Below are 21,051 nucleotides of genomic sequence, written 5' to 3'. Positions count from 1 at the left end.
AGCTATTTCTGCCTCATTAGAGTATGGTGATTCGATTTTCTCAGATTCTGGTGTATCTTGTGGAGGCTGTTCACCAAATACACTGTCGTATGCTTGTGCCTCCTGTGGGGTGTAGGTAGTCTCTGAATTGCTTTTGTGTTGCTCTTGCTCTTCTATGTAGGTATCGGCAGCCTCAATCTCAGCGATCGTTTTTTCTAGGTGGTAGATTAAGTAGCCTAATAAGCGGTTATAGTAAAATCGTGTTTCGTTTACTGAATTAGTAATTGGTTTAGTGGCCATTGATTTTGTTAGGCCCAAGTAGGCTCGTAATAAAGCCTTGTCTTGGCTGAGATTTTGTAATATAATTGAAATTGGATTGATGAAAAATATCATTAATTTGTCTCCTGATACTTGTTTACCGGGGACTTTAAAAGGACATTGCCTCAACTGTCCTAGGAGAGGGCGGTGTCCTTTTTAATTGTCCACTTGTAGAACTTCTTTACTGGCCTCTACATTTATTATGATAGCTTGCATACCGGGAAATGTAAATAATTTTTATAATTTTTTGCTGGCTTACTAGCTATAATATAATTTATAATATATATAACCAATAGAAAGACTGTAATATGGCCACTAAAACAACAAAAAAGAAGCAAACTAAAACCTCTACTAAGTGTGGGAGACCAGGAGGAAACCCTGATTTATTAGCTTATAGATGGAAACCTAAAGTACCAGGAAAACCCAAGTCTAATAATTTGACTGTCCGAGTAGATGACGATATGTTCAACGGAATCAAAAATATTTCAGGTTGGCAAGACAAGTTAAGAGCGAAAATCGACGAACTTCTACAAGAGGAAAACGCGCAAAACTATCAGACTGGGGACGGGGTGGGTTTAGTGGGAAAGTAGTTGCGATCGCGAAAATAGCAGTCCCTGAGATACTTACATAGTAAGCCTTTCATTTCTAGATTGTCGCTCATAGCAACTTCGCTATATTTGACCCAATTACATAGAAAAGCTTTAATTATGCCATATCCTTTTCGTATAGAACATCGCATCAACAATAATAATAAATCACGTCGCGTAAGTCCTGATAATCTTCTTCCAAGTGAAGCTGATAATCCTATTCAACTAACGGGTATTGAACCAAGTGAAGCTGATAATCTTATAGATGCTAACTTTGCTAACTATATGGAGCGTTTAGTTAAACTTGTGCCAACGGAAGTGCTTAGTGTTTACGTTACAGTACGTAGCTTTTGGATAGCTGAACCGACAGATAAATTACTTACTGAAAATAATACATCATTAAGCTTTATTGATTGGTGGCCTGTTATTTGTATTGGTCTTGTAATTCTTTCAAGACTTTGGGGGACAAGGGATACTGACAAGAATTGGTCATCTATACAGCTAATCGGAACTGGAATTGCAGCCGTTTCATTTGTTATTTGGGTTTACGCAATGGGACATAATATCTTAAAATGGAATCTTCCAGATCCACGTTATGCACCTACAGCAGTAATTTTATGGATATTTATAGTTCCGTTTTTATAAAGGAGATTATAAAGTAGAATAAAAAGATTTTTTAAAAAATTAGCTGTAGTATTTATCACAATAATCAATTTTCAGTTTAAGGTCAATAAGAATGAATTTGGATTCGATTTTTGAACTAAAAATGAAATTTTAGATCAATATTACCAAAATGATTTAGAGCGTGAACCAAGTCTCAGAACAACAAGCTTGGACATTGAACACAATCCTGAAGATCGTTTAAGCGTTGGATATTCAATCAAAGGCAAAAATGATTATCAACTTGAGCTACGTATCGAGCAAAAAGGAGGTAAAGCTTATAAATTTGCTGAGAAAAAAGCAGAAAAATTCCAAAATGAGATAGATCTACTGATGGTAGAAGACGTAACCATTCCTTCTTCTACTGTGCTTATTCAATCGGCAATTGATGGAAAAGGTAATAATAGTTTTACTAGAAAAAAACGTCCTCTTCATCTAGGTCTTTCTGTTGGTCATCGAGATGGTGGTCCAGGCACTCTTGGGGCTTTTGTTTGTACTTCTAATGGTTCTGAAGCTATCTTGTCAAATAATCATGTTCTTGCCCTTTGCGATGAGGCAAAGCCGGGGGATAAGATATATCAGCCTGGTAGGTTAGATCAAAGAAGCATTATGACTATGGGTAGTTATATTGGCACTCTTGGAGATGCTATGTCGATTAGCAAAATTGGAAGCAATTTCGGTGATAGTGCTTACGCTGTTCTTGATAAGGGTATTGAACATCAAGGGAATCTTATCCCATCAGGCTTTGGGAATTCAGATGATTCTGGTAGATATATTAATGATGTGCAAGATTATGATGTAATAAGTCCAGAAATCATACTTGCAAAAATTGGACGGACTACCGGGTACACGGAGGGGATTCCTGGTGCTATAGAGCTTGATAATGTAGCTGTTTATATCCCTCAATTTAAGCAAAATGTACGTTTTGATAATCTTCTAGAAATACGTTGGCAATCAACCGATAAACCATTTGCTGAAAAAGGTGATTCAGGTAGTTTAATTTTTATTCCAAAAATTTTACAAGCTGTAGGTCTTCAATTTGCTAGTGGTATACTTGATATTAATGGTAAGAAAGTGGGGGTAAGCTATGCTTGTAATTTGAAAAATATTTTAGAAACTCTTGATCTTACTTTTATATCTTAAAAATTATGTCGTATCAATCTCTCAGAGAACTAAAACAACTGGTAAAAAAACTTATCGAAGATATAGATGGAGTCGGTGGTATTGGTTTAGCTTGGGATGAATTAGGTGAACCTATTTTACGCATAGATATAGATGATAATATTACTCGTTCATTAGTAGAAAAACGTTTGTCTATACTTGATCTAAAAATTAATTCAAAAAATGAAATAGACTTCAGTGGTTTGGACTCTAATTCTCCTGAAACTCCACTCGAATATAGCATTGAAGGTACACAAATTAATATAGTTAATGTAGTTGGTAATGCAGTTCAAACTGGAGGTTCTAGTGGCAAAAACATACAATTTTAGAAAAACTAGACAAATTTACGTGGATTAAAAAATATTTGTTAATAAAACTAACGATCTTGGCGGAAATACAAGGTATAGCATTTTTCTAGGCAAAGGCGAAAAAGCCTTGTATTGAAAGGGTTATAAAATTAAGTTGGCACGCTCATGCCAACTTCCCTAGTTTGACGCCAAAAAGCCGATCGCCATTTTCTGAAAATTACTCTCCCACTGACATCAAGACTTGATTCATTAATCTCTCCGATAGATACATTCTAGACAACCGTAACTGTTCTAAAACTGGACGTGCTTCTGAAATTACTCCACGTTGTTTGGCAGTTAAAACTAAACCTAAAGTACCTCTAACTGGAATTTCTAATGCTTGGGCACAACAACGAGCACCTAAATCATCAATAATCACTTCTGTATTGGGATGATGATATCCCCAACTCAAAACCTCTGATTCTCCTACTCCTAAATCCCAACTTTGAATCACAGCAGGAATAGTAGGAGTTTTAGTCACAACCAACCAATCTGTTTGAACTAACATTTGAGCAGTTACATCTGTGTTGCCGTAGGCTTGAATTTCTGTAGCTACTGCTTGAGGAACAATAATTTTCGGACTCAGTATTTGTAGGAAGTCGAGCAAATTTGCCTGAGTCAAAAAAATCAAGGGCGAAGTATTGACTGCGGGAAATTCAGCCACGGTCTAACTCCCGTTGCAAGTCTTTAAAATCAACATTAAACACATCTATTTTTTCCCTTGCCAAACTAGCGAGAAAATCTCGACGGTTTAACCCGGCAACTTGAGCCGCTTTTTCTTGAGAAATTTCCCCTTTTTGATACCAATATATAGCTGCTGCTAAACGCATATCTTGAACAAATTCTTCAGGAGCTAAACGACGAGCAGAAAAAATTTCTTCTGGTAAATTAATAGTAATTTCTGACATGGTTATTTATGTAAAATCACTAGGATTTAATCATATAAAGTAGAAGTTTTGATGGATATTTGAGACAATATCCTAATAACAATTTTACTATTATTTCTGCTAAAAACCTAATCCTTTTTTCCAGATCAATATTCCCTCTAACGGGGACTATTCCCACCTTTCTCTAAAACATTACAAATCAGCAACGCCAAAGTTATGAACCGTATTAATATAATCCAACATTTCACTGGTGTTTCTAACGAGAACATCAGCTCCTGCTTTTTTTAATTCAACAGAACTTCCATATCCCCAAAGAACACCTATACATTTAGCTGAAACTTTGCGACCAGCATTCATATCATAAGAGCGATCGCCTATCATTAACAGAGTATGTCCATCGTTTAACTTAATTATTTCTTCGAGAAGATCGTGCTTTTGCTGTTGTACATCACAACCGAATACTTGTACAAAATATCTTTGAAGATCAAAATATTTGATTATAGATTTTGCGATGTCAGTTCTCTTTGATGTTGCTACATATAATCTAATTCCGCGAACAATTAAAACTTCTAGCACTTCCTGGATATCTTCATATAAAACGTTTTCCATATATCCAATAGAGCCATATCTTTCCCGATAATATGAAATTGCCTCCTCAATAATTACAGCATTTCTTGTATTGAGTATTTCGGAGAAAATCTCATTCAGAGGTGGTCCAATATACTGATTTAGATCGGCAGGTTCTTTTCTCGGCGCACCAACTTTCTCCAGAGCATAGTTAATTGAAGCCGTAATACCTTTAGAGGGATTACTAAGTGTTCCATCCAAATCAAAAGCAACTACTGTCATTTTAGAGTATTTCTATAAATTTATAGCAGTCGAAGTAAAGGTTAGGACAGGTCAAAAGCTTAAAACTCAGACAACGTAATACTTTTCCTTCTTCCTTCTTCCTTCTTCCTTCTTTCTTCTGCTATACCAGAAAATGGGGTTTAAAGCCTCGCCCTTCTAGGGCGACTTTTTAGTTGATTTTATTTCAATAAATCCGAAGTAAGGGCGAATGGCCATTCGTCCCTACAGATAGTGTATAATTTAAATAGCACTCAGCATTAGGACTTTTTTTACGTTGAGTCGGAGATTTAAACCCCTCCTAAACTATCCGGCGCAATAGTTGCCCGGCATTTAACCCAAGGTCAAAAAGCTGATAGCTGATAGCTGTTTGCGCAGCATTCCGGTACGGAAAATGCTGATAGCTAGTTAATAGATATCTGCCATAATAAAAAATAAAATCAATTATTGCACAGAAATTACAGCAGATTCCACTTTAATGAGGTACACCCGTCGCGGGCAAGATGCCCGCACTGGGAACATTTAATTGTTAATCTCTGTACTTCACATACCACCAAATCTGCTGTATCAATTCTTTCCCCCTACTCCCTACTCCCTACTCCCTACTCCCTGTAAATATATGACTGAATTTGAAACCAGTGACTTACTATTGCCTTTACCTGTGATGCCTTCAGAAGAAAATACCTTTGCTCATTACACAATGGTCTGTAGACTACCGGGTGTCATCGAACGAGTTATCAAAGACAATAATTTTCCTCTATCTATTGTCCAACAGTTAGAGTCTCTAACTGTTGATTTATTTGAAGGATGGGTACGACTCCCGATCGATGACCCAGGACCAGATGTAGAAGCTTGGACATCCTATTTAGAGTCTTTTGAAGGTAGAAGTTGGTTTGATTTACCTTTTTATTTTGCTGAAGCTTATTTTTTCCGACGTTTGTTAGAGGCAACGGATTATTTTGTGCCAGGAATTTGGCAAGGAATAGACCCTTTTGGTTACCAAAAACGCTTAAGTTTAGAAAAATCAATGGCTGCTATCCGTGAAATAAGCGATCGCATCAATGGTTTAAATACTGCTCTACCACAACAACAGAGTTATCAAATTTGTCTCACAGCTCTGTTACAAACTGCTTTGTGGGGTAGTCAAGCCGATTTGAGTTTATGGCCTGTTGAAACAGAAGACCGGACTACTAGAGACCTTCAACAACAACAATCTCACATATTAGTAGATGATACTTACAATTTAATCGACTATTTAAGTCATATTCGGGGGCAACGGATAGATTTAATTATAGATAATGCAGGTTTTGAGTTAGTTTGTGATTTTTTTCTGATAGATTTCCTTTTATCTACTCAAACTGCCAATATTGTTTACTTGCATTTGAAAGCACATCCAACTTTTGTCTCTGATGCTATGAGTCAAGATGTCTTTTACACTCTGGAAATCTTAGCTAATGATGCCTCAGAAAATGTACAAATGTTGGCGGCTCGCTTACAAGAATATATTAGTACTGGTCGTTTAATTTGCCGAGAAGACTTTTTTTGGAATGCGCCACTAGCTTTTTGGGAAATACCAGAGTCTGTGAGAGAGGAATTAGCTAAGGCAAGTCTGGTTTTGATTAAAGGTGATGCTAACTATCGGCGTATCTTGGGCGATCGCCACTGGTTATTTACTACCCCTTTGTCAGATATTGCTTATTATTTTCCTACACCATTTGTAGCTTTGCGTACTTTAAAGTCAGAAGTAGCAACTAGCTTAGAACCCGATCAAATCGAAATATTAAATGAAGAAGATCCTTTGTGGTTAACAAATGGTCAGTGGGGTGTGATTCAATTTGTTATGCCTTGAAGAAGGGAGTGAGGGAGTAGGGGAGTGGGGGAGTGGGGAGTGGGGGAGTAGGGGAGGTTTTTTACCTTTGATGTCAAACAAGTGTGGGGAGTGGGAAAAGTTTTGAGCTATTTATTATATCAGGAACGGGCAAGATGCCTATTCCACAATTAACCTTAAAAACACCATCTGTAGGGGCGAATGGCATTGGCTAACGCCAAGCTCCGCTAACGCCTTCTTGATTTAGTGTCTGTTTTGATCGGCAACGGGAAAATATCAGGAACGGGCAAGATGCCTATTCCACAATTAACCTTAAAACACCATCTGTAGGGGCGAATGGCATTGGCTAACGCCAAGCTCCGCTAACGCCTTCTTGATTTAGTGTCTGTTTTGATCGGCAACGGGAAAATATCAGGAACGGGCAAGATGCCTATTCCACTTCCACAAAACTATTAAAATCATCCTGCATTTATGCAACCCCAGAAATTTAAGTTTTTTTCAGACTTTTAAGCCTTCTTACCGAATAATTAATAATTAATAATTAAATAATTCGCGCCTTGAAGCCTCCTCTTTTAAGGGGAAAAAAGCGGTCGAGGGATGGCGAGGTCTCCTCGCCATATCCAATCGACCAAGAGAAGAAATAATATTTCCTTATCTTCAATTCCGTAGCGGTTTTAACCAGAGGTAATTATCAATTATCAATTATCCATTAATGAACTCTTACCGAATAATTATTAATTGTTGAAAATAGTGATACTACTGGACTTGATATTATTTCGTAACAGTTTAGGTTGAATCTAATCATCTGTCCAATATAAAATGAAAGATTCACTAGCTCAAAAAAGTAAAAAATGAAACTGGCAGCAAGAGTCGGCAAAGTACCACCTTCCTTAACCTTAGTTATCTCAGCTAAAGCTAAAGAAATGCAAGCTGAGGGAATAGATGTATGTAGTTTTAGTGCTGGGGAACCTGACTTTGATACCCCAGAGCATATCAAAGCAGCAGTCCAAAAAAGCACTGGATGCTGGTAAGACAAAATATGGCCCAGCGGCGGGAGAACCTAAACTCAGAGAAGCGATCGCCCAAAAGTTATCTAGGGAAAATGGCCTAAACTACAAAGCAGAAAATATCATTGTCACTAATGGGGGGGGAAACATTCTCTGTTTAATCTGATGATGGCATTGATTGAACCTGGAGATGAAGTAATTATTCCTGCACCCTACTGGTTAAGTTATCCAGAAATGGTTAAACTGATGGGTGGAGAGCCAGTAATTTTGCCTACTGATGCTCGGACGAATTATAAAGTTACAGCAGAGCAACTACGTCAAGCTATTACTAGCAAAACAAAATTATTTGTTCTTAATTCTCCTTCTAATCCAACTGGGATGGTTTATAGTCCAGCAGAAGTTAAGGCATTGGCAGAAGTAATAGTAGAAAAAGATATCTTAGTAGTTTCTGATGAGATTTACGAGAAGATTATTTATGATGATATTCAACATCTCAGTATTGGGGCAGTCAGCTCGGATGTTTTGAATAATACTATTATTAGTAGTGGATTTGCTAAAGCATATTCTATGACGGGTTGGCGCATAGGATATTTGGCCGCACCTGTGGAATTGATTAACACTACAGCCAAAATTCAAAGTCATAGTACCTCGAATGTTTGTACTTTTGCTCAGTATGGAGCGGTCGCTGCATTGGAATCATCTCAAGATTGTGTGGAAAAAATGCGTCAAGCTTTTGCTAAACGTCGGCAGGTAATTTATGATTTACTGAATGCTATACCAGGAATTACTTGTAGCAAACCTGAAGGAGCTTTTTATATGTTTGTCAATATTAGTAAAATTTCTAGCAGTTCCCTAGAATTTTGTAATGCTTTATTAGCAGAGCAAAATGTTGCTGTTATTCCTGGTATTGCTTTCGGTGCAGATGACCATATTAGGATATCTTACGCTACTGACTTAGCAACTATAGAAAAAGGGATGGCAAGGTTGGATAAGTTTGTGCGATCGCGCAGCTAGTTCTTGAGTGGGGGAGTGTTCAACAATTAATAATTAATAATTAATAATTAGGGCTTACCGATCTAATCTCAAAGCATTGACAGATAAAGGTATTAGCCTTTTTTTGCTTGAAAAAAGTACCTGGTTTTCAGCCCTTCACGCTCAAAAAGGAGCGCATTTTGGGGTGACTATGGCAGAAAAATCACTCTTGCTATAATGAATGAACACCTTCTCTATAACTCCCATTTCTCGTGACTCTTAACTACTTCCTACTCCCTTTTTTCCCTCCTGGGAGGGGTTAGGGGTGGGTCCCCTACCTCAACAAAAGACTTTATTCAGCAAACCCTAATTAACATTAACTAAGCTGCTAATTAGCAAAAAAGTTATTCTACCTCTGTTAATTACTTAATAGATGAAGTGTTACCTAAGCATAGCATTAATGGATGGGAATTGGTATCAGCCGATCAGCATTTAGCAATCAGCTTTGCGCAAAGAAGATACTCGGCCGCTCCTAGTAATTTAAGGACAAGCTAGAAGTCGGGAATTTAAACCCAAGCTTTTAGCACGCTGAATGCTGAAATGCTGAAATGCTAAAATGCTAAAATGCTGATAGCTAGTTAACGATGAATTTCAAAACTTTGAAGTCCTTCGGGTTGCTCATATTGAATAGTTACATCATTGACAATAGCTGATTTAGGACCTTTATAACACCAGTTAATAATTTTTTCCACTGCTTGATTAGTACCCTCAAAAACAGCTTCTACTTTTCCATCAGGTAGATTTTTTACCCAACCACTAACATTTATATTAACTGCCATTTCTAATGTGGAGAAGCGATAACCGACTCCCTGAACTTTTCCGGAAATAAAAACATGAGCACGAGTAGGAGTGAAAGATGTTGACTGGTTTTCTTTGATCATTTTGTATTGATTATATATAAAATATCTATACCTTATGGTACTATAAAACTCAACATAAATTCAGCTTCTAGGAGTGTCATTTCAGTTATCAGTTATCAGTTATCAGTTATCAGTTATCAGTACCTCTGCCTGTTTGCGCAGCATTCCGCAGGAAAGTCAGAGGCTTTAAACCTTAATTATTCAGTAAGAGAAACTAGGTAGTGGTTAAAATTATGCTTATAACATCATTTATAGTAGTTACAGTTGTCAGTGTAATGCTAGGGATAGGTTGTGCTTACTGGCTATTTGAAAAGCGGTTAAAAAAACAAGCAAAAAGTTATGAAAAACAGTTACGAGAAACCCATGAACAAATCTATGACCTTCAGCAAGCACAACAAGAAGAAATTAAGTTATTAAATGCAGATTATCAAGAGAGAATTAAACAAAAAGAAGAACTTGAAAAACAACTCAGAAATAGCTTAGAAGAAATACAAGAAAATATTGATCTTGCTCATATAAGACATCAAAATGAAATACAACAGTTAGAAGTAGATTATCAACAAAAAAAACAAGAAGAAGTTCAAGTTTTAGAAGTAGAATATCAGAAAAATTTGAGAGAATTACATCAACAAAACCAAGAATTGCAAGAGCAAATTCAATTAATACAGGCAGAACAGATACAGAATTTAGAATCGGCTGAAGCTAAATTACAAGAAAAAATTAGAGAATTGACAGATAAATATTCTCATCAGATAGTAGATTTAGAACAAGAACATCACCGAAACAAACAAAAAATTAACAATTTTTGGCAATTAAAATATCACAAAAAGTTTCAAGAATTGTCAGAAACTCATCAGCACAAAATTAATGAAATTACCAGTTATTTAGAAGAAAAACATCAACAAAAAATTGTTAGCCTCAATAAGTTTAACGAACAAAAACTGAGGAAAACTGTTAAATATTTAGAAACAAAGTATAAAAGTAGTCTCCAAATGAAAATCCAAGAATTAGAAGAAACTCATCAAGAATCTATGTTAGAAACAATAGGAGCTATGACTACTCAACATCAAAATCAGCTTCAGCAAAAAATCAATGAATTAAAACAAAAATATGATACTGAGCTTCAAGCAAAAATTAAATCTCTTAAAGCCAAGCATCAACGTCAAATTAAAGAACTTATGCATTGAAGAAGGAAGAAGGAAGAAGGAAGAAGGAAGAAAGAAGAAGGAAGAAGGAAGAAGGAAGAAGGCAGAAGGCAGAAGGCAGAAGGGAAAATTGCACAGTGATAGTCAACCACTGGCCACTCCGTGTCTATAAACCCCAAACAATTTTAAGCACTGTATAGGCGACGTGGTATTATACCCGCATAAATAAAAGATAATAGCAAATTACAAAACGATAGTTATGTGCAACTGATTAACTCTCAATTTCTTAACTTTTGAATAAAATTTAAGGTGTCTTGATAAGATTGAATTCTACCACCTTGTTGATAAAGTTCTGCTGCTTTTTCTAAATCTTTTATTGCTTTTTTAAGTTGTTGATTTGCTTTGGTTATATCTGCCATTTTTTGATAAATAAGACTATTTTGATAAAAAACATGAGCACGATTATAATAGGCATCAGCATAGCCTGGATTAATTTCAATTGCTTTAGTATAATCTTTAATTGGATTTGAATTTCGTGTTATTTCGTGAGGATTAACTAACAAACTCCGAGCAATACCCATATTAAAATATATTTCCGGAGTATTATTAGGTTGCTTTTTTAAAGCACGATTAAAATCAGCGATCGCCTCCCAAGCATCTCCTCGATCCAAATAACTTATACCTCGAAAATATAAATCTTCTGCGCTCTGAGGATTAATTGTTGAAACGGGAGAGCTAACTGTAGGAGTATCATCCAAAATTAGGTCTGAAGGATTAATATTAGCATCAGATAATCTTCTGATAAAACTATTAATAGGAACCGCAGCATTAAACCCTGTTTTAATTGGCGCTACATCTCCAGAATTAGTTTGAGCAAAACCAAATTCCCCTTGTCCATGAATACCAATAACGCGACCATCAGAATCAAACACTGGACCCCCACTCATCCCACTCCAAGTAACAGCTTGATAACGCAAAGTATAACCTTCGGGGCGACTTTTAGGGCGACTGGTTACTAATCCTGGAGATAATTCTGGTGCTCTTTCAGTGCTGAATAAACCGCCAGTTGCAGGATAACCAAATACATATATTTGGGAACCAATAACTGATTGTTCAGAATTGCCTAAAGTTGCCACTGGATATGTTTCTGTAGCTTCAAATTTAAGTATAGCTAGATCTGGTTCTTCATCAGTTGTCTGTAAACTGACTACCTCTATTACTGAATAATCTTTTTCTAGATTGGTTCTAATACTATATTCAATAGTAGAATCCTCCACTACATGATTAACAGTGAGAACAGTATAAATATTATCATTTTTAGCAATAATAACACCCGAACCATCACCTAAGTTACTATTGATTTGCACTGTAATTGGTATAGCAATTTCTGCTACTTCTTGAGCCGTTTTAGCATTTGCTACTGTCGAAATATTAATCACAATTGCTGCTACTGTAGCAGTACCTAATAAATAATTATTGAGAGAATTAAAACGAGACCAAATCATAATTTTACGATCCTAGAATTTAGATAATTTAGACAAGATGAGTATGAGATGACTATTTACCACAAATGACGTAAATTAAATAAATTTGTTCTCCGTCTTGAAGCAGAGTATATAATAGTAATTGAGTGAGTACTGACGAGCAGGAAAATCTACTAATCGATCTTGACTACTATTTAATATAGTCATCAATACAGAAGTAAGCATTTCCTGCGGACTGCTGCGCAAACAGCCGTCAGCTAGCCTCCTGTGGGAGCAACTGCGGACTTCAGCTAGTCTCCTAGGTCGGAACTGCGGACTTCAGCTATTGTTTTTAGTTTTAGTAGTCGTGTAAAAATAACTTGAACAGTTTTTTTAATGGAAGCTATATTTCACAATTTATCCCAGATAAAATTTGTACAACTTATTCTTACATGGCTCCTTAGATAAAAGCTTTACTAATTGAGGCAGAATTTACACTTGCTATAAAAGCTGGCTGAAACAGTCTATTTTCATTAAAACTCCTTCATAAGAGCTAATAGCTGAATGCTTAATGCAGAATTTGTAAAAAATTAAAAATAGAGAATAAAATCTGAAATTCTGACCAAAAAAATTAGGTCTGAAGCTTCCCCTTTTCAAAATGGTATTATACCATTTCTCAAAAACTTTTCTACATTTGGGAGTAGGGGAGTGGGTAGGGACGTTTTATGCAACGTCCCTACAGGAAGAAGTAAACATAAGACCCCGTTCTTAACGGAGTTTAAATTAATGCGCTCCTAGGGTGCTAATTATCAAAAAGGCGATCGGGCTAGTGTTAATTACTTAATTATTGAAGCGCTAATTAACTTAAGTATTAATACATAGTAATTAGCATAATAGTCTAGTGCAGGATGGCGGAAATAACTGACCAGTTACAAAATCCTAAAAAAATTACAAATCAATACTTTTGACTTTTAACTTTTGACTTTTAACTTTTGACTTTTAACTTTTGACTTTTAACTTTTGACTTTTAACTTTTGACTTTTAACTTTTGACTTTTAACTTTTGACTTTTAACTTTTGACTTTTAACTTCCGCGTAGCGGCACTAGCTCCTCTATCAAGAGGCTAAGTGAATTAACCACTATTCTCTCATCTTCAAGTCCCAATCAATTTTCTACACAACTACGCCAAGAATAAATCTGCATATCAAGTTTTAATTTAGCTGTATTAAAGGAAAAAATGTGTCATAACAAAAAAACATTATCTCTCAGTAAATATGCATAGAAAATGCACAAATTTTATTTGAAATATTGACAAAAACTTTATCTGTTTCGAGCTAAATCTTAATGAAAATTTCATCCAAAATTAAAATTTATTGTTTATCATAAAAATATGAATATTAACTAGGTAGAAAAAAATGTAGCCTCACTAAAACTAATTTTGGATTCGATCGTCTCGATCTGAGAAAGATTATTCTGTAAGATTTCTTAACAAATTAGACAATTACCTTAAGAAAAATAACAATGACTAATATAAACAAAAAAATCAGAGCGACCAGCACAAATTTAAGTCTTGATTGTGCCATGATTAATGACAGCAACGAGATAGATACGATTAAATATGATTTTGAGGTATCTCCTCATCGTGGACCTGCTGCCGGGAATAACTATTACGGATCTTTCAGTTTTAAAGGTTCAAAATTAACTGGCAGAGGCATAGACTTTATAAAACTTGATAACTTTGACTTTAGTTTTTTAGATGTTGACTATAGCAATGCTGATTTATTATTTGCAGAAGCTGTATTTAGAGATGGCAAATTCCTAGGATTAATTGCAAGTAGTGAAGAGTTTTCTTTTGTCTCTGGATTTTTAGATTTATCTGAAGCATATTTTGCCTATGATATTAACTCTAATTTTGGAGCTGCAGATGTAACATTCTCTTTAAGGCAAGTTACTGATAATAATTTTGAAGCTGTATGTATTTCTGAAGCTAGTTTTTTAACGGGATCGTTGAGTTAAATCTTGGGACGTTGCTGAATAGCGTGTATGATATTAATCTTAATTATTGAGGAGTCAACCCACCCTAACCCCTCCCTGGAGGGGAAGTCAGTCGGACCGAGTCAGGAGGGAAGAAATAAGAATAAAGAGGAATATAAGGAGAAAGTTTTTTGTTCGCGCTCTTATCCGGACATGATATCATACCTCTTTTCACCAACGCCTTCGCCAAAAAGCTTAAGTATCATCGCTTGACTAACATTGGGGTGCAATTGAAGCCTCACTATGAGTGCCCCGGTCGTCCAAGCAAAGAAGAGTTACCACAACGCTACACTTATCATCTTCAAGGGACTTTAGCCCTCGATGAAGAAGCTGTTGCCCTTCAGCGAAACCAAGCAGGACGATTCATTTTGGCGACCAACTTACTCGATGATGAGCTGTGGCCTAATGAGATAATTTTGCAAGAGTACAAAAATCAGCAGTCCTATGAGCGAGGCTTTCGATTCCTCAAAGACCCCCTATTTTTTGCCTATCGGATGTTTGTCAAGTTACCTCAAAGAGTGGCTGCCCTGGCCATGATTATGGGGTTATGTTTGCTAGTCTACAGCATCGGACAACGACAACTTCGCTCCTCTTTATCCGAGGCAATAGAAACCATTCCCAATCAGCGGTAAGCCCACAAAGCGACCCACACTGCGCTGGGTGCTGTAATGTTTTCAGTCCGTGTATTTGGTTTGGCTGTCGGGTCGAAAGTGGTCGATTAAACTGACAGATACACAAAGGCACATTTTGCGCTTCCTTGGTTCAGCCTGTCAAAAATATTATTTCCTCTGTTAAGGAACCTGCTGAATATATGTAATAATAATTTATGCAAATGTTTTTTGATAACATTTATAGCAAAAAACATTTCCTAAAATGAGAAATAATTTTTAGCTTTTTGTATAAATCTGTCATCATTATTGTTGACAACCAATAATTATCTAAAAGGTTTGGTTTATGACAATTATCCTTGAACATCCTCAAGCTTTAATTAATATAGAAGAATTACCTAAACAGAAGCGAAAAATTTCGGTTGAGCTTTTGGAACCATCTTTATTTGTCGCTCGTTTTAATATTAAAACTAGCTATTCCATTGAATTAATTGAATCAATTTTAAAACTAAAAGGGGTAGGTTATCTTTGTGATGAAATTGCTAGGGATGAAAATCAGTATTATACTAAAATACCTTTAAAATACCTAATTCTAGGTCATGTTAAACCAGAAGATCTTAAAAATAAAAGATTACTAGACTTTGGTTGTGGTTGTGGCGCATCGACAGTTATTTTAGCCCGAATGTTTCCAGATACAGAAATCGTGGGCATCGAACTCAACTCAAAATCTTTGGAGTTAGCTAAATTGAGAGTTAAACACTATCAATTAGACAATGTTCAATTTCTTTTGTCTCCTAACAGTAATAGGCTTCCTGAAAATATCGGTAAATTCGATTTTATTTTGCTTAATGCAGTATTTGAACATTTTTTACCTAATGAAAGGTTAACAGTTTTACCTCAATTGTGGTCACTATTAAACTCCCAGGGAATAATGTTTTTTAGAGAGACTCCACATCGCTATTCTCCAATAGAAAATCATACTACTGATTTGCCTTTGATTAATTATCTCCCTGATTCTCTCGCCCTATTCTGTGCCCGTCGATTTTCCAAACGAATTGAACCAAATGCAACCTGGGAATCATTATTACGTCGTGGAATTCGTGGTGGTACTGAAGCCGAAATTATCAACATTATCAAAGAAAAATCTCATGAAGAACCCAGTTTACTAGAGCCTAATAGACTAGATTTAAAAGATCGGATTGATTTGAAATATGCTGGTTTATCTTCGTTGTCTCTTAAGTCCAAAATAATTAAAGCTTTACTAAAAACTATTAAACTATTGACAGGTTATACTTTTGTCTCGTGGATCTCTCTTGCCATAAAAAAACCTTAGCTGTAACAATTCTTTCGCCAAATGAGAAGCCAAATTTTGGTGTGAAGTTAAGAGGGTTTATATCAGGAAGATCCTCTAAATGGCTCTAGCCCTTGTCAGATATAACATGAGAGCGAAAAATAAGTCTGGCTGATACCAAGCCATCACGCTGTACTAATTAGCTGTATTTATAGGAAATACGAGCCTGTTGGTGAAACGAATCGGCTGTACAGTTTCAACTGGAGTTTAGACTAATTAAGGCAGGCCGGAAACTTGCCTCCGGGAGAATAGTGAGATAGGCCAACAAGACTGAAACTATTTCTTTTTCAGCATTGCAAAGACTTTTTAGTCAATTATCCGCCCGCCTGTGCTATGGGTTAATTGTGCCCTGGAAAGACTTTTTGAATAGTTTGAATAATGTCTGCTTCACCCTTGCCTCGCCAAAAAAGAAAAATAATCATTCATCTTGAAAACATCTGCACCCCTTATATTCTCCAAGGGTTCTGAGTTTCAAGTCTTCATTGCTTCTGAGCAAATTATCTGAAGACCCCAAAATTTAGTCTAAACTCCAGTTGGACCAAAAAGTTAGGAAAAGATACAGGTAGAATTATTCCTCCTACTTTCTCAGCTCTCCCCACCGTCCCCACATTCCCCTCCCCTCCAGGGAGGGGTTAGGAGTGGGTTGGGAGGGGTTAGGGTGGGTCCCCACACGAACCACACGAACCACACTTTCTTGACGCACAACCCATCTTTCTTCCCTCCTGACTCCTGACTCCTGACTCCTCCAATTCTATATCTAGTTATTCTTCTTCATCACTTCTAATACTACCGTCTGGCATAATTGTATTATCAAAAATTACTCCATCTAAGTTAGCATTTTCTAAATTGGCATTAGTAAAATTAGCATTAGTCAAATCTGCTCCATTTAGGTCGGCATTCTCTAAATTAGCATTAGTAAAATCTGTATTGCTCAAGTCTGTGTCACTCAAATTTGCACCACTTAAATTGGCATTACTAAAATTAGCAGAATTTATATCTTCCTCGGATAAATCTACATTGCTTAAATCTTTGCCACTCAGGTCACTGCCAGCAGCAATAAACATTAATCCTGCTTCATTAGGGTCAATATCTGATGGTATATCTCGTGAATCTAAGTACCAAGCATTCTGAAAATTAACATTAGTATAGTTAACTTCACTCCAACCAGACATAGCTTTAATTTGAGCATGACTGAAGTCAGCATTACTCAGATTTGAACCCTGAATATAAACATCATAAAAAATTGTGTGACTGAGGTTCGCATTGTTCAAGTTACACTCATCAAAAGTAACTTCGCTTAAATCTGCATGACTAATATTTGCACTACTCAAATTACAGTTATCAAAAGTTGATTGAAATCCCCCCATTTGAGTTAAATTAGCATTAGTTAAATTAGAATTTTCTATAGTGCTATGGTCATAACTTGTATCTGTTAAATTTGCATTGGTTAAATCTAGATTTTGCCAAGATATTCCTTCTAAGTTGACGTGACTGAGATTAGCATTTCTGAAAGTAGTATTTTCTACTTCTGTACTAACTAACTGAGCATTACTTAAATTAGCATTATCTAAATTCACATTTTGCAATTTTGCTCTGCTGAAGTTGGCAGAACTGAGATTAATTTCCTCTAGAGAAATATTGCTTAATTCAATATATCTGAATTCAATGCCAGAAAAATCTCTTTCTCCAGCTTGATAACGTTGGATTAATTCATCGCTATTCATATTTTTTCTCCAGTAGTAGCCGACAAAATAATATCATATAGCAGGAGAAAGAAGGAAGAAGGAAGAGGGAAGAAGGAAGAAGGAAAAATATTGCTTTGTCTGAGTTTTAAGCTTTTTATCTGTCCTAACTTTCCACCTACCACCTACGACCTAAAACCTATCACCTACAACCTTCTTCAAAAATAAAAAACAGTGCGTAACGTACCAGTAAAAATCGTACCATTACTTTTTTGATTACTAGGGTCAAAAACAACTTGCAAAACAGGAGAAATCTGAATATTATCGTTCACTGCTACCAGAAGGAAGAAGGAAGAGGGAAGAAGGAAGAAGGAAAAATATTGCTTTGTCTGAGTTTTAAGCTTTTTATCTGTCCTACAGCGCTTTTCATATGGGTGAACCACATCGTCAAACAAAAATCCTGTAAGGGCGAATGCCATTCGCCCCTACTGTGGTTTACTGAAATGAAAACCGCTGTAACTTTCCACCTACCACCTACGACGTAAAACCTATCTTCTACAACCTTCTTCAAAAATAAAAAACAGTGCGTAACGTACCAGTAAAAATCGTACCATTACTCTTTTGATTACTAGGGTCAAAAACAACTTGCAAAACAGGAGAAATCTGAATATTATCGTTCACTGCATAATTATAAAAAACTTCCAAATTTGTCTGAGTTGAATTACCAATTTCATCCACAACAAAAGGCTGTCCAACTGCTACCCCCAAGCGATCGCCTTCTTGCAAAACATCTAATCCCGAAACACCTGCCATCCAATAGTTCGGATTGATATCTCCAAAATCTGTATCGTCATAGCTGCTATAACCATAGCGACCAAAAACAGCAAACTTGGAAGAAAAACCCCACTCAAAATTCACTCCCACCGCATCAAAATTCCGAGAAAAAACTTTTCCTCCACTGTAAAGCAAACGTAGACTAAATCTAGAGGAAGGATTATATTCAAATTCCACCATTCCTTGATGAAAACCAAATAGACCCCTAGACCCCCTACCATCAGAATAGAGCAGTGATGTAAACACAGAAACTGGCAACGGACCTTGACCATTTTGGGAAGGATTAGCTGAGTCTGGGGCAATGTATAAAGCACGAAGGTTGAAAGCACTGCCACCAGGGTTCCATTCTAATATTGCTCCACCACCAATGCCATTCACAGGAAATGCAACGTAGTTATAAACCAGGTTTTCTGTGGAAAAGTCGCGAAAGCTTAAATCAGCGTAACTGTTATTATCTATATAATCTAACGCTTCAATTAACGGTCCGATAGATAGAGACAAATTTTCCACGACTTGAAAACTGTAGAATGCTCTTCCAATACCAATCTCATCATCTCGTGGGGGACGTTTGGAGAAATCTAGAATACTACCAAAGTTGGGTTCGAGTATAGCTGTAGCATTATCAATAAAACCATTACTACCTGTATCTACCCGCAGTTTTAATAAGTCTGTACCTCGGAAACTGGTATCAAAATCTAAAGCTACTCGATAGAGAAAGGTTGCTTGAGGGTTTTCGTCTGCAAGCTCTATTCCGTTGGGATCAATGAGGCGATCGCCGTCAAAACCACCAGCGTTTACTGCAAAAATTGTCTGACCATTTAATTTGGTAGTAGTGGAAAACTGTTGTGCTTCTAAAGCATCTACTCGATTTTCTAAACCTTCGGTGCGTGCTTTGAGGTTAGCTATTTCTACCTGAAAATCTTGTATAAGTCTTTCGATAACTATCAGGTCGTCTTGTTGAATTAATTCTGCTTGATTTTCTGCCAGTAAACTTTCGATGGTTTGCCAACAAGCATTTAAAGCTGCTGCAAATTCATATCGAGTGATGGCGCGGTTGCCTCGGTAAGTATTGTCAGGATAACCGGAGAGACAGTTGTAGCGATCGCGTAAACTTATTAATGCTTCATAGGCCCAGTCGGAGGGTAAAATATCATCTAGTTGGTAAACAGGTATTTGTTGGGTAATGGGGTCATTAGATTTAGAATTATTAAATTCTTCAGCATACTCTTGAATTTCTCCCATCAGCTCCTGTTTTTCTTCTATGGCCAGAGTCCAGCGAGTGTTTAAACATGATAAATTGATTAAAATCAAGCTAATAACGATACAAATTTTACGATTATGATTTTTTTATCAATACCATGAATTTTAAATATTTGCAAAACATTTCTCCCTAAAAGTAGTCTATTTTGATGTAAGATTTTATCATTAATATGAGACAATTTAACCTTGGCAAATGGGAGAAGTGGGGAGAGTGGGGAGATGGGAGATGGGGAGATGGGGAGATGGGGAGATGGGGAGATGGGGAGATGGGGAGATGGGGAGATGGGGAGATGGGGAGATGGGGAGATGGGGAGATGGGGAGATGGGGAGATGGGGAGATGGGGAGATGGGGAGATGGGGAGATGGGGAGATGGGGAGATGGTAGTCAAATGTAGCATTACTATTCCGAAATGGTATTCTTTTAAAAGAGTCAGGAATTACGCAAAGGCAATATACACAGGGTCTTGGTGTGTTACCGAATAATTAATAATTAATAATTAAATAATTCGCGCCTTGAAGCCTCCCCTTGATCGGGGAAAAAAGCGGTCGATCTTCGCAGCGCACCCGTTGGGTGGGATGGATGGGTTTCCTAACCATATCCAATCGACCAAGAGAAGAAATAATATTTCCTTATATTCAATTCCGTAGCGGTTTTAACCAGAGGTAATTATCAATTATCAATTATCCATTATCAATTAATGAAGCTAGCGCGCTTCACACCCTACTAATAGGGTTCATGCATAAGTCCTAAAGAGTTTATGGCTTGTAATCAGGATCGCTTACTACTCGACCGTCTGGCATAATAGTATTTTTCTTGTAAGCTTGCAGATCGCAACCCGTTACTATTGCTCCTCTCAGGTTAGCATAGTCTAAATTAGTTTCAGCTAGCATGGCATTGGTGAGATTTGCTTCTTCGAGGATAGCTCTATCTAAACTCACTTCAACTACAATGCTGTTTTCCAGATTAGTATTTCGGAGATTAACGTCTTCTGCGTTGAGAAGTTGCAACATAGGATGGCTCATGTTAACTCTTTCTAAGGAAGCACCCTTTAAACTGCAGTCGCATAAACTAGCTTCAGATAAATTGGCTTCATCCATAACAGCATGACTCAAATATGTTAACCAAAAAGAAGTTGAGTTTAAAATAGCTTGAGTGAGATGT

The 21,051-nt window shown here is 36.6% G+C and carries 21 protein-coding genes and 1 pseudogene; 12 read left to right on the top strand and 10 right to left on the bottom strand.

The genetic code is table 11. The features are described 5' to 3' along the window. Positions 1 to 372: hypothetical protein (locus SAGCYANO_RS29690; protein WP_202223359.1), on the bottom strand; the 372-nt coding region annotated here is incomplete at its 3' end. 233 nt (positions 373 to 605) lie between these two features. Between SAGCYANO_RS29690 and SAGCYANO_RS29685 the strand changes: the two genes are divergently transcribed. The 4 genes from SAGCYANO_RS29685 (at position 606) to SAGCYANO_RS29670 (ending at position 3,034) form a co-directional block, all read left to right on the top strand. After that, positions 606 to 887 (top strand): hypothetical protein, encoded by a 282-nt coding sequence (locus tag SAGCYANO_RS29685; protein WP_202223358.1) that lies wholly within the window; start codon positions 606 to 608, stop codon positions 885 to 887. A gap of 87 nt (positions 888 to 974) precedes the next feature. Beyond that, positions 975 to 1,529: a hypothetical protein gene (locus tag SAGCYANO_RS29680; RefSeq protein WP_237396838.1), complete on the top strand. Its 555-nt coding sequence runs from the start codon at positions 975 to 977 to the stop codon at positions 1,527 to 1,529. Between the two features lie 186 nt (positions 1,530 to 1,715). Further along, complete coding sequence (locus SAGCYANO_RS29675) at positions 1,716 to 2,687, top strand: hypothetical protein (RefSeq protein WP_202223356.1); 972 nt, start codon at positions 1,716 to 1,718, stop codon at positions 2,685 to 2,687. A 5-nt stretch (positions 2,688 to 2,692) separates the two neighbouring features. After that, positions 2,693 to 3,034 (top strand): hypothetical protein, encoded by a 342-nt coding sequence (locus SAGCYANO_RS29670; RefSeq protein ID WP_202223355.1) that lies wholly within the window; start codon positions 2,693 to 2,695, stop codon positions 3,032 to 3,034. Positions 3,035 to 3,230: 196 nt separating this feature from the next. Here SAGCYANO_RS29670 and SAGCYANO_RS29665 read toward each other — a convergent pair whose 3' ends face one another. The 3 genes from SAGCYANO_RS29665 to SAGCYANO_RS29655 form a co-directional block, all read right to left on the bottom strand. Further along, positions 3,231 to 3,716 carry a DUF3368 domain-containing protein gene (locus tag SAGCYANO_RS29665; RefSeq protein WP_202223354.1) on the bottom strand — a complete coding sequence of 162 codons (486 nt, stop codon included), beginning with the start codon at positions 3,714 to 3,716 and terminating at the stop codon, positions 3,231 to 3,233. Next, the gene (locus SAGCYANO_RS29660) at positions 3,709 to 3,960 is read right to left on the bottom strand and encodes a UPF0175 family protein (RefSeq protein ID WP_202223353.1); all 252 of its coding nucleotides are present in this window, start codon (positions 3,958 to 3,960) and stop codon (positions 3,709 to 3,711) included. Before SAGCYANO_RS29660 ends, SAGCYANO_RS29665 begins: the two co-directional genes overlap by 8 nt. A 171-nt stretch (positions 3,961 to 4,131) precedes the next feature. After that, positions 4,132 to 4,788: an HAD-IA family hydrolase gene (locus SAGCYANO_RS29655; RefSeq protein WP_202223352.1), complete on the bottom strand. Its 657-nt coding sequence runs from the start codon at positions 4,786 to 4,788 to the stop codon at positions 4,132 to 4,134. A gap of 616 nt (positions 4,789 to 5,404) precedes the next feature. Here SAGCYANO_RS29655 and SAGCYANO_RS29650 point away from each other — a divergent pair. Then, positions 5,405 to 6,634, top strand: a complete 1,230-nt coding sequence (locus SAGCYANO_RS29650; RefSeq protein WP_202223351.1) for a damage-control phosphatase ARMT1 family protein — start codon at positions 5,405 to 5,407, stop codon at positions 6,632 to 6,634. Between the two features lie 830 nt (positions 6,635 to 7,464). Then, positions 7,465 to 8,634 (top strand): annotated as a pseudogene (locus SAGCYANO_RS29645) (pyridoxal phosphate-dependent aminotransferase). 596 nt (positions 8,635 to 9,230) lie between these two features. On the opposite strand, the gene SAGCYANO_RS29640 reads toward SAGCYANO_RS29645, so the two are convergent. Beyond that, a complete protein-coding gene (locus SAGCYANO_RS29640; RefSeq protein WP_202223350.1) occupies positions 9,231 to 9,533 on the bottom strand; it encodes an acylphosphatase in 303 nt (100 codons plus the stop codon). A gap of 212 nt (positions 9,534 to 9,745) precedes the next feature. Between SAGCYANO_RS29640 and SAGCYANO_RS29635 the strand changes: the two genes are divergently transcribed. Next, positions 9,746 to 10,699, top strand: coding sequence for a hypothetical protein (locus SAGCYANO_RS29635; protein WP_202223349.1), 954 nt, complete (start codon positions 9,746 to 9,748; stop codon positions 10,697 to 10,699). Further along, positions 10,696 to 10,857, top strand: coding sequence for a hypothetical protein (locus SAGCYANO_RS29630; protein WP_202223348.1), 162 nt, complete (start codon positions 10,696 to 10,698; stop codon positions 10,855 to 10,857). The genes SAGCYANO_RS29635 and SAGCYANO_RS29630 overlap by 4 nt, the downstream gene beginning before the upstream one ends. Positions 10,858 to 10,935: 78 nt before the next feature. Here the strand turns inward: SAGCYANO_RS29630 and SAGCYANO_RS29625 are convergent, their stop codons facing one another. Beyond that, complete coding sequence (locus SAGCYANO_RS29625) at positions 10,936 to 12,162, bottom strand: tetratricopeptide repeat-containing serine protease family protein (RefSeq protein ID WP_202223347.1); 1,227 nt, start codon at positions 12,160 to 12,162, stop codon at positions 10,936 to 10,938. 1,479 nt (positions 12,163 to 13,641) lie between these two features. Between SAGCYANO_RS29625 and SAGCYANO_RS29620 the strand changes: the two genes are divergently transcribed. The 3 genes from SAGCYANO_RS29620 (at position 13,642) to SAGCYANO_RS29610 (ending at position 16,095) form a co-directional block, all read left to right on the top strand. Beyond that, on the top strand, positions 13,642 to 14,136 hold the full coding sequence (locus tag SAGCYANO_RS29620) for a hypothetical protein (protein ID WP_202223346.1): 495 nt from the start codon (positions 13,642 to 13,644) through the stop codon (positions 14,134 to 14,136). A 149-nt stretch (positions 14,137 to 14,285) separates the two neighbouring features. Further along, complete coding sequence (locus SAGCYANO_RS29615) at positions 14,286 to 14,786, top strand: IS1634 family transposase (protein WP_202223345.1); 501 nt, start codon at positions 14,286 to 14,288, stop codon at positions 14,784 to 14,786. 322 nt (positions 14,787 to 15,108) lie between these two features. Next, positions 15,109 to 16,095 carry a class I SAM-dependent methyltransferase gene (locus tag SAGCYANO_RS29610; RefSeq protein ID WP_202223344.1) on the top strand — a complete coding sequence of 329 codons (987 nt, stop codon included), beginning with the start codon at positions 15,109 to 15,111 and terminating at the stop codon, positions 16,093 to 16,095. A gap of 779 nt (positions 16,096 to 16,874) precedes the next feature. Here the strand turns inward: SAGCYANO_RS29610 and SAGCYANO_RS29605 are convergent. The 3 genes from SAGCYANO_RS29605 to SAGCYANO_RS29595 all read right to left on the bottom strand — a co-directional run bounded on the left by SAGCYANO_RS29605 (position 16,875) and on the right by SAGCYANO_RS29595 (position 19,940). Next, on the bottom strand, positions 16,875 to 17,837 hold the full coding sequence (locus SAGCYANO_RS29605) for a pentapeptide repeat-containing protein (protein WP_202223343.1): 963 nt from the start codon (positions 17,835 to 17,837) through the stop codon (positions 16,875 to 16,877). A 176-nt stretch (positions 17,838 to 18,013) separates the two neighbouring features. Then, entirely contained in the window at positions 18,014 to 18,274 is a 261-nt protein-coding gene (locus tag SAGCYANO_RS29600; RefSeq protein ID WP_202223342.1) for a hypothetical protein, read from the bottom strand. 88 nt (positions 18,275 to 18,362) lie between these two features. Further along, on the bottom strand, positions 18,363 to 19,940 hold the full coding sequence (locus SAGCYANO_RS29595; RefSeq protein ID WP_202223341.1) for an iron uptake porin: 1,578 nt from the start codon (positions 19,938 to 19,940) through the stop codon (positions 18,363 to 18,365). Positions 19,941 to 20,123: 183 nt separating this feature from the next. Here SAGCYANO_RS29595 and SAGCYANO_RS50790 point away from each other — a divergent pair, with 183 nt between their 5' ends. Continuing rightward, positions 20,124 to 20,372 carry a hypothetical protein gene (locus tag SAGCYANO_RS50790; RefSeq protein WP_202223340.1) on the top strand — a complete coding sequence of 83 codons (249 nt, stop codon included), beginning with the start codon at positions 20,124 to 20,126 and terminating at the stop codon, positions 20,370 to 20,372. Positions 20,373 to 20,645: 273 nt separating this feature from the next. On the opposite strand, the gene SAGCYANO_RS29585 is transcribed toward SAGCYANO_RS50790, so the two are convergent. Beyond that, positions 20,646 to 21,051: pentapeptide repeat-containing protein (locus tag SAGCYANO_RS29585; protein WP_237396836.1), on the bottom strand; the 406-nt coding region annotated here is incomplete at its 5' end.

This window comes from Okeania sp. KiyG1, assembly GCF_014132355.1.
GTDB lineage: Bacteria > Cyanobacteriota > Cyanobacteriia > Cyanobacteriales > Microcoleaceae > Okeania.
This window is presented reverse-complemented; position numbering and strand designations above follow the sequence as displayed.